Raw genomic sequence first — 9,666 nt, forward strand, 5'->3', positions numbered from 1 at the left:
TTTTTATTTTAATTTATGCAATGTCTAACTTTATTTAATCATAAAAATACCTGTAAGTCAATATATAATAGCTTTCCAGCGCCTAATTTTTATACTTTGTAGTTAATTTTTATAAAAATTATTAACTTTTTTACATCCTAGGTTCGGTAGAGCCGAATTCAGGTATCTAAAACGTAGTCACAGAAAGACTTCTAAAATTCAAGCATTCGCTAAATCAACAGGTTAATTCTCAAGATGTACGAAAATAAAAGCTTTCATGAAGCTTTCATGGTTTCTTAATAAGAATGGATATGGATCGTTATTCACTCAAATGGTTACACCGTATAGGTTTTACTGCTTTTCACCTGACCTGAATCCTTACGATTTTGGTATATTGCTTGACGAAACTGTTGCAATTGAGTGACAACATTCATAGCGGTTGATCGGGGTTGGTGATACTTCCCCCATTTTCCGTCATCCGGGTCAACTCAGGCATGAGCTGACCCGGTATTTTTTTCTCTGTTGTCCAGTCTCTAACCCCTTCGAGTTTGCTGGGGTGATCGTAATGCAGCCACGTGCTATCGTACTTTTTTAGTCTAAACTCCAGTCAGCACGAGTCGCTCAGGAACCGCGTACCCAAAGTATGGGGAATGTTAACAGTCAACTGTCAACTGTCAACTATCAACTGACAGATAAAGCTTTTCTACCATTTGAGCCAAGCGTTTCATAGCCGTTTCAATCTCATCATTTGTTGCAGTCAAACTAATACGTAAACACTCATGTTTGTGATGCCAATCTTCTCGCAAACCGGGGAAGAAAGAACTTCCTGGCACGACAATTACGCCGACTTTTTTCAACTCTTGATACAGTTCCCAATCAGTCATTGGCAAATCTTTCAGCCACAACCATGCGAAAATTGCTCCTTCGCCCCGGTGCAAAAACCACGGCAAATCTTTCGGCATTGCTTGTTCTAGGGTGGTTTCTACGATCGCAAATTTACTTTGATAGTACGGCCGAATTACGTTGATGGAGATGTCGGCAAGAGCGCCGGACGTAATGGCACGAGTTGCGATCGCCTGTCCGTATCTTGGCGAATGAATGCACATATTGGTCTGAAAACATTCTAATATTTGAATGATTTTTTCATCGCCGATCGCAATTCCGATTCTTTCTCCCGGCAATCCGGCTTTCGACAAACTCATACAGTGCACGATATTGCCGCCAAAAATCGGCGTCATTTCGGTAAAATTCAAGGACGGGAAGGGAGGGCCGTAGGCGGAATCAACCAACACCGGCACGTCAAAAGCGGCCGCTAAATCGGCAATTTTCTTAACTTCGTCGTCGGTGAGAACATTGCCAGTGGGGTTGCAGGGACGGGAAAAAATGACGCAACCGGTGGTTTGGTCGATCGACAATTGGCTGAAATCCGGGCGGTATTTGAACCTGTGAGCAGCCGCATCAATATCGAGGGTGGGTTTGCAAGCGACTACCGCTTCGGGAATCAAGCTAACGCCGCCGTAACCGGTGTAGTCTGGGCTCAGCGGTAAAACAATATTTTTAAGCTGTTTGCTGGTAGTGTAGCCGCCGAAAGCGTTGGCTGCGTAGAAGTAAATCGATTGACTTCCGGGAGTAATTAGAATATTGCGATCGGTCAAACTCAGCCCGTAACGCTGGTTGAAATCCGTCCGCACCGCATCAATCAACGGCTGATAGCCTTGACTGGAACCGTAGCGACAAACCACCTCGCCGTATTCCGGGCTCGCCAAAAGTTCCGCAGTGCAGTCGCGCCACAACTGCTCAACTTCCGGCAAAATCACCGGGTTTCCGGCGCTCAAATTGATAAACTCCTGCCCGCTGCCGGCTCTGAGAGTTTCAATAATATCTTTCATAATTGCCCGAACTCCCGTGAGGTGGGACATCTGAGCGCCAAATTGAGTCAGGGCAGGGTTCATAGCAAATGCAGCGACAATAATAGAAGTTTACAGTTTACCCATGATAACTCCAGTCGCAGGCGTTAGCCTAGCTTGTCTGGGGCATGGGTTGTTGATCGAGCTTCTGATTAATTCAATAAACGGCGTTGCTGATTTGAGGGATGAAAAGAATTTGGCATGATGTCCTCTCCCCTTGTAGAGACGCGAAATTTCGCGTCTCTACATTCGTGTTGGGTTGTGGGATTTCATACGTCGATTCAGCAACGCCAATTGAGTTTGTTGGCGTTTACACTTCCGGTTATAAATTCTTGCATTAATTTAATCCTTTGTGAATTTTTAGCCGCCGCTGACGGGGGGAATCAATACCACTTCATCGCCATTTTGTAAAGTGATATCGGGCTCGACAAATTCGAGATTAATGCCGAAGCGGGTCAAGTCGCGCCAGCGAGCGAGTTCTGGATGCTGGGCTATCAGGCGATCGCGCACGGCGGCGACTGGGGTTGCCGTGGGAAATTCTAATACCAGTTCCGGCACGCCACAAGCTTCTTGATAGGCAGCAAATAACTTGACGCTGACAGTGAGTGAAGGTCCCGACATAAGAAATTACGAAAATACATTACAAATTATACGATTATTATTAACTTCCTTAATAAGGTTATAAAATAGCTGTAAGTCATTTTCTTATACGATCCCCAACTATGCAAACCCCTAATTTGATCGCGATTTCTGGATACGAGATTCAAGAAAAAATCTACGACGGAGCAAAAACTCAAGTTTATCGCGCGGTTTCTTTATCAGAGCAAAAACCTGTCATCATCAAACTGCTCAAAGCTGAGTATCCCAGTTTTTCGGAACTGGTGCGGTTCCGCAATCAGTACGCTATTACTAAAAATCTCGAACTACCAGGAATTATCAAACCCTTGTGCTTGGAAAATTACCTCAATGGGTTAGCCTTGGTGATGGAAGATACGGGCGGGGTGGCCCTGACAGAGTATCACGATCGCCAACCGCCTCTAGATGAATTTTTCAAAATCGCGATCGCGATCGCTCGTACCCTAGAAGGACTTTATCTTAACCGAATTATTCATAAAGATATTAAACCTCATAATATCATCATTAACCCGCAAACAAAGCAAGTATTCTTGATTGACTTCAGCATCGCCTCTCTTTTACCCAGAGAAAACCAAGAGATTCAAAGCCCGAACGTGCTAGAAGGGACGCTCGCTTATATGTCACCGGAACAGACGGGTCGCATGAATCGGGCGATCGACTACCGCACGGATTTCTATTCTCTTGGAGTCACTTTCTACGAATTACTAACTGGAAAACTCCCTTTCCATTCTAACGATCCGATGGAATTAGTCCACTGCCACATTGCCCGGAAACCCACGCCCCCAATTGAAGTGAATCCAGCCATTCCCCAAATGGTAAATGACATTATTGTCAAATTGATGGCAAAAACGGCTGAAAACAGATATCAAAGTGCCTTGGGACTCAGACACGATTTAGAAAATTGTTGGCAGCAATGGCAATCTAACGGCAGTATTGACCAGTTTTCTTTAGGACAGCGAGACATTAGCGATCGCTTCTTCATTCCTGAAAAACTCTATGGGAGAGAAGCCGAAGTCGCCGCCCTATTAGCCGCTTTTGACCGCGTAGGGGGGTTGGATGCTAATCCTGCCATAAAACAGACAACCTCACAAGAAAAATCCCCCCGCCAAGGAACCACTGAAATGATGCTAGTGGCTGGCTTTTCGGGGATTGGTAAAACTGCCGTGGTTCAGGAAGTCCACAAACCCATTGTGCGGCAGAGGGGCTACTTTATAACGGGAAAATTTGACCAATTCAAGCGCAATATTCCCTTCTCGGCATTTGTGCAAGCATTCCGAGATTTGATGCGACAATTGCTAAATGAAAGTGCCGCCCAAGTGACTCAATGGCAAGCCAAAATTCTAGAAGCGGTCGGTGAAAATGGGCGGGTTATCGTCGATGTCATCCCAGAAGTCGAATTAATTATTGGCAAGCAGCTTCCCGTCACAGAACTTTCCTCAACGGCGGCTCAAAATCGCTTCAATCTACTCCTGGGCAAGTTTATTCGAGTCTTTACTCAAGCCGAACATCCCTTAGTTATCTTCCTCGATGACTTGCAATGGGCAGATTCTGCTTCGTTGAATTTAATCCAATTACTGATGAGCGATACAGATAGTAAGTATCTGTTACTTATTGGAGCCTATCGCGATAACGAAGTTAGCCCCGCTCATCCCCTGATGCTGAGCTTAGAGGAAATTCGCAAAACTAATGCGACAATCAATCAAATTACCCTCGCTCCTCTCGCTCTACCCTCCCTAAATCGCTTGATTGCCGACACGTTGAGTTGTCCCCTTGAAGTAGCAGTCCCTCTGACGGAACTGGTGCTTCAAAAAACCAAAGGCAACCCCTTCTTTACCAATCAATTCCTCAAATCTCTGCACGAAGATGGCCTAATTTCATTTGACTTCGATCGCGGGTATTGGCAGTGCAATATCGCCGAGGTAAAAGCGCTGGCTGTAACGGATGATGTAGTTGAGTTTATGGCACTTCAATTGCAAAAGCTGCCGGTTAATACGCGGGAAGTCTTGAAACTAGCCGCTTGTGTCGGCAGTCAATTTGATTTAGCGACCCTTGCACTGGTGTGCGAGAAATCCCTCTCGGAAACAGCGGTTGAGCTGTGGAGGGCGTTGCAGGAAGGGTTAGTGCTGCCAATCAGCGAAGTTTACAAATTTTTTACCAATCAAGAGGAACTGGCGACTGGGGATTGGGGACTGGGGAAAGAGAATAATTCCCAATCCCCAATCCCTAATAGCCCCTTACCAAAGTATAAATTTCTCCACGATCGCGTTCAGCAAGCCGCTTATTTTCTGATTCCCTCCGATCGGAAACAGTCAACTCACCTAAAAATTGGCAAATTGCTATTAAGCAATACGCCGGCTGAACAACGGGAAGATAATATTTTTGAAATTGTCAATCAATTGAATGTGGGAGTGACCTTAATTCGCGATCGCACCGAGCGGGATGAACTCGCTCAGTTAAATCTACTCGCTGCAGAGAAAGCCAGAGATTCTACTGCCTATGCCGCTGCGATTGGGTATTTAAATATGGGGCTGGAACTTCTTGCAGATTCTAGCTGGCAAACGCAATACGAGCTAACATTAGCGCTATCTGTGGCAGCGGTAGAGGCAAACTATCTAGGCGGGAAGTTTGATGAGATGGAACGCTTAGCAGATGAGGTGTTGCAACAAGCGATCAAACTGCTAGATAAGGTGAAGGTTTATGAGGTTAAAATCCAAGCTTGTACAACCCAGAACCAGCTCAAAGAAGCGATAAAAATAGCGCTGCAAGTTCTAAAATTATTGAGCGTAGGCTTTCCAGAATCGCCGAACCCGTCAGACATTCATTTGGGACTGGGAGAAACCCTGTCAAATTTGACCGGGAAACGCATTGAGGATTTAAAAGATTTGCCGGACATGACGGATGCTGACAATAAAGCAGCCATGTCTATTTTAGCCAGTGTGATTTCGGCTGCCTATCAAGCGGTGCCGGAATTGATGCCGCTGATTGTATTTAAACAGGTTAATTTATCGATTCAATCTGGCAATGTGGCTGAGTCTTCCTTTGCGTATGCCTGTTTTGGGCTAATTATGTGTGCGATCGTTGGAGATATTGAGGCGGGTTTTCAATTCGGTCAACTGGCTTTAAGTGTGGCGGATAGAAGCGATGCCAAAAAATTTAAAGCGAAGACCTTGTTTGCGGTAAATGGCAATATCATCCATTGGAAACAGCATTTTAGAGAAACCTTAAATCCTTTGCGATCGGCCTACTATAGCGGGCTGGAAACAGGAGATTTAGAATTTGCTGGCTTAGCCGCTCACAAACTCTGCCACCATTTGTATTTCACGGGCAAAAATTTGGGCGAACTCGAACAGGAAATGGCAATTTTTAGTGATTTTATTGCTAAGATTAAGCAAAAAACCGCTCTTAATTATCATCGTATTTTCTGGCAAGCTGTTTCGAGTTTAATGGGGCAAACTCAAGAGCCTTGGCGTTTAATGGGTGAAATTTATGACGAGGAAACTGGACTGCTCCTTCATCAAAAAGAAAATGATGTCACGGCATTGTGCTATTTATATTTTAATAAGATGATTCTCTGCTATCTGTTTGGCGAGTCGCGCCAAGCTGTGGAAAATGCAGCCAAGGCAGAAAGTTATTTAGGCGGCGTAACGGGGACAATATTTGTGCCTCTTTTCCATTTTTACGATTCTTTAGCTCGGCTGGCGGTGTTTTCTGAGATCCCAGCAAGCGAGCAAACGCTTTTGCTCGATCGCGTGACAGCGAATCAGGGAAAAATGAAAAACTGGGCGAGTTATGCCCCGATGAATTATTTGCATAAATTTGAGCTGGTGCAGGCAGAATTGAGTCGGGTGCAAGGGTTTTATGGGGAAGTGATAGACGCTTACGATCGCGCGATCGCACTCGCCAAAAAACACGAATACATCCAAGAAGAAGCCCTGGCAAACGAACTCGCCGCTAAACTTTATCTGGACTGGGGCAAAGATAAAATCGCTGCTGTCTATATGATAGAAGCTTACTACGCTTATGCTCGCTGGGGTGCGAAAGCTAAAGTTGAAGACTTGGAAAAACGCTATCCTCAATTACTGGTTCCCATCCTATCTCGCGAAAATATCAGCCTCAATTCCAGCAGCGCCGCGACGATTGCTCAGATTACAAATGGAACGGTGACTCACACGAGTACAAGTGTTTCCGCCATTCTAGATATGTCGTCGGTGATTAAAGCTTCTCAAGCTGTCTCTGGGGTTCTCGAAATTGAGCAGTTGCTCTCAACCTTGATGCAGTTAGTGCTGGAGAATTCAGGGGCGGAAAAAGCCGCGATTATTTTACTCAAGGCTGAGAATTTGGAACTCGCCGCGATCGCCCTCAGCAACACTTCCCAAAAAACGGTGCTGCGCTCGCTTCCCTTCGGCGACAGTCAGGAAATTCCACAGACTCCTATAAACTATGTTTGGCGCACTCAATCAACTCTGTTACTTGAGGATGCTACGGATGACAAAAACTTTGGGGCCGATCCTTATATTATCCAATCCCAAATTAAAAGTTTATTGTGTACTCCCCTCGTCAATCAAGGCAAACTCGTCGGGATTCTTTACTTGGAAAATAATCTGACGACGGGAGCTTTTACGCGCGCTCGCCTGAAAGTCTTAAATATTCTCACTTCTCAAGCCGCCATCTCCCTAGAAAATGCCACTCTTTACCAGGATTTGCAAGTCTCTAACAACGCTTTACAGGAATTTATTCAAAAACTTCAAGAAGCACAACTCCAAGTCGTTCAGAGCGAAAAAATGTCGAGTCTCGGTCAACTAGCTGCTGGGGTGGCTCACGAAATTAATAATCCTATTGGCTTTATCTCGGGTAATATAGTCTACGCCGGAGAATATCTTCAAAGCCTGCTCGAACACTTGCACCTTTATCAGCAGCAATTTCCCGAACCGGGGGAGGAAATTTCCCGCCATGCAGAAGATATTCAGTTAGAGTATCTGATTGACGATTTCTCGCAAATTCTTTCAGCGATGAAAGAGGGAACCGATCGCATCCGCCAGATTAGCGCGTCGATGAGAACATTCTCGCGATCGGATTCGAGTCATAAAGTCGCTTTCAACCTGCATGAAGGGATCGATAGCACGTTGATGATTTTGAAACACCGGCTCAAAGCCAACGAAAAACGCCCCGACATTAAAATTATCAAAGAATACGGGGATTTGCCCATTGTCAACTGCTATCCCGGACAACTCACTCAGGTGTTTATGAATATTCTTGCTAATTCCATTGATGCGCTAGAAGAGTATAGTGTAGGATGGTCTTTTGAGGAAATTAAAGCCAATCCCAATACAATTATTATTCGCACTGAGATGGATTTTAAGAAAAATTGGGTGGTGATTCGGATTAAAGATAATGGCCCTGGCATTCCATCGTCAGTGCGACAGCGTTTATTTGAACCTTTCTTTACGACAAAAGTCGTGGGGAAAGGAACGGGTTTGGGGTTGTCAATTTCGCATTCTATTGTGGTAGAAAAACATGGCGGGACTTTGGAGTGTTTGTCGGAAAAAGGCCAGGGGACAGAATTTGCGATCGCGATTCCCCTAAAATAACGCATCTAATTTGTAGAGGCGAGTCCACAGAGAGACGCGAAATTTCGCGTCCCTCCCACGGATTGGACATCAGGCCAAATTCTTGTCATCCCTAAAATCAGCAACGCTCTTCGCGGGGCGTTGCTGATTTTAGGGATGATAACTGCGGTCAAGGGATGTTTGGGCTACCCGATTTGCCTCGTTTGAGCGCGATTGAAATGATACGATGGATAGGGAACCAGAACATCCCAAAACTTAAGATAATGAATTACTAACCTTATGGAATGTTTGAGCATTTCTCCCTCCTGGAGAATAGCACAGTGTCTGGCGATGAAGTTTCGCTTGCGTAATGTCGTAGCCGCGTATTTTCGCCCTCTACTCTGGTCATGTAAGTTTTACAGATGATTTGGTCTCCATCTGGAATAAACATGGGATAAACAGGCCATCCATCTGTGACATAAAAATAACATTTCCAGTTACTAACTAATTCCCACAATGGTCGAAAAGTTGCTGAACTATGGTCGCCCAGTACCCATCCCAAAATCCCTGGTTGAAAGTGATTTACCGCTGTCCAAACCGAATTTTTTTTTTTGACCCAACAAATGTTTCTAGTTCATCAAGTTCTCCAACTTCGGGAATTGTCTCTGGTTCGTAAGTGTCAGGGAGCAATTCTCCTACAAGCTATACCCAATTTATAATGCTGGTGTAATGTACTCCTTTAATCCTCTCTATTGCTCGAAAACCCAGACCATTGACATACATTTTGAGACATTCACGTTTCACATCTTCAGAATAACCTTTATCAGGTTGATAACAATCTATAAATTGTCTGCCACAACCAACACAAATATAATTATGTTTACCTTTTTTATGACCATTTTTATTAACATGAGTTGACTGACATTCAGGACATTGCATAAGCTCTGCGTTTTTTGAAGTGTTATTTTTTGGTGCTCGCCCTATAAATTTATCATACCCTACTTCAGCAACGCCCAATAAACTCGATCGCACAGCATTTTGTTTTTTCCCCTGTGCACCCGCCGAAGTATAAGATTGTGGCCATTTGTGGAGTTCGATCGATCAAACAGTGTTTTTTGCCTAAAATTTAGCGAACGGAACAGCAATCTCTAATTCAAGAGTTGTGGTAAGATTTCACGCCGTCGCCCCAGATGAATTGCCGATACTTGACAACAACCCTTGGGAAAATCTAAAATTAGCCGTAGAACCCGATCGCAACCTAATTTTCTTGGCTCCGGTTACTGCTATAATTGCAGGTTTAATCCAGCCTCAATAATCAGATTTGTTGCTAGCTCATTTTCATGATTCGCGGTTTGCTGACAGCGGTGCATTTTATTATCAATCCGACTAAAGCCAAGATAGGTCGTAAGGTCGCCCTTTGAGTGGCGTTACATAACAAATACGTAAATCCCAACCCAATTAACTGCCGTCAAGTTCAACACAACAATGACACACTTTCCACTTATAGAATACGAGCAACTTATATCATGTCCGGTCGATTAACCATGATTAAACTTTTGCTTCCGGCCACCAATAGAAATGAGTCAAACCACTGATTA

4 protein-coding genes and 1 pseudogene are annotated in these 9,666 nt (G+C 44.5%); 2 read left to right on the plus strand and 3 right to left on the minus strand.

The genetic code is table 11. From position 1 onward, the window contains the following. Window positions 1-653: 653 nt before the first annotated feature. Together QUA04_RS27450 and QUA04_RS27455 are read right to left on the minus strand one after the other, a co-directional pair. Complete coding sequence (locus QUA04_RS27450) at window positions 654-1,931, minus strand: valine--pyruvate transaminase (RefSeq protein WP_333263296.1); 1,278 nt, start codon at window positions 1,929-1,931, stop codon at window positions 654-656. A 315-nt stretch (window positions 1,932-2,246) separates the two neighbouring features. After that, window positions 2,247-2,507, minus strand: coding sequence for a MoaD/ThiS family protein (locus QUA04_RS27455; RefSeq protein WP_333263299.1), 261 nt, complete (start codon window positions 2,505-2,507; stop codon window positions 2,247-2,249). Between the two features lie 101 nt (window positions 2,508-2,608). Between QUA04_RS27455 and QUA04_RS27460 the strand changes: the two genes are divergently transcribed. After that, entirely contained in the window at window positions 2,609-8,110 is a 5,502-nt protein-coding gene (locus QUA04_RS27460) for an AAA family ATPase (protein WP_333263302.1), read from the plus strand. A gap of 164 nt (window positions 8,111-8,274) precedes the next feature. On the opposite strand, the pseudogene QUA04_RS27465 reads toward QUA04_RS27460, so the two are convergent. After that, window positions 8,275-9,007, minus strand: a pseudogene (locus QUA04_RS27465) (IS1 family transposase). Window positions 9,008-9,230: 223 nt separating this feature from the next. Between QUA04_RS27465 and QUA04_RS27470 the strand changes: the two are divergent. Continuing rightward, window positions 9,231-9,383, plus strand: a complete 153-nt coding sequence (locus QUA04_RS27470) for a hypothetical protein (protein WP_333263305.1) — start codon at window positions 9,231-9,233, stop codon at window positions 9,381-9,383. Window positions 9,384-9,666 lie beyond the last annotated feature (283 nt).

Source organism: Microcoleus sp. S13_C5 (assembly GCF_036700845.1).
Taxonomy (GTDB): Bacteria; Cyanobacteriota; Cyanobacteriia; order Cyanobacteriales; family Microcoleaceae; genus Microcoleus.

What these genes read in the sequence shown, in the direction of transcription:
- QUA04_RS27460 (WP_333263302.1), top strand. Translation starts at nt 2,609, where the DNA reads ATGCAAACCCCTAATTTGATCGCGATTTCTGGATACGAGATTCAAGAA.
- QUA04_RS27455 (WP_333263299.1), bottom strand. Translation starts at nt 2,507, where the DNA reads ATGTCGGGACCTTCACTCACTGTCAGCGTCAAGTTATTTGCTGCCTAT.
- QUA04_RS27450 (WP_333263296.1), bottom strand. Translation starts at nt 1,931, where the DNA reads ATGAACCCTGCCCTGACTCAATTTGGCGCTCAGATGTCCCACCTCACG.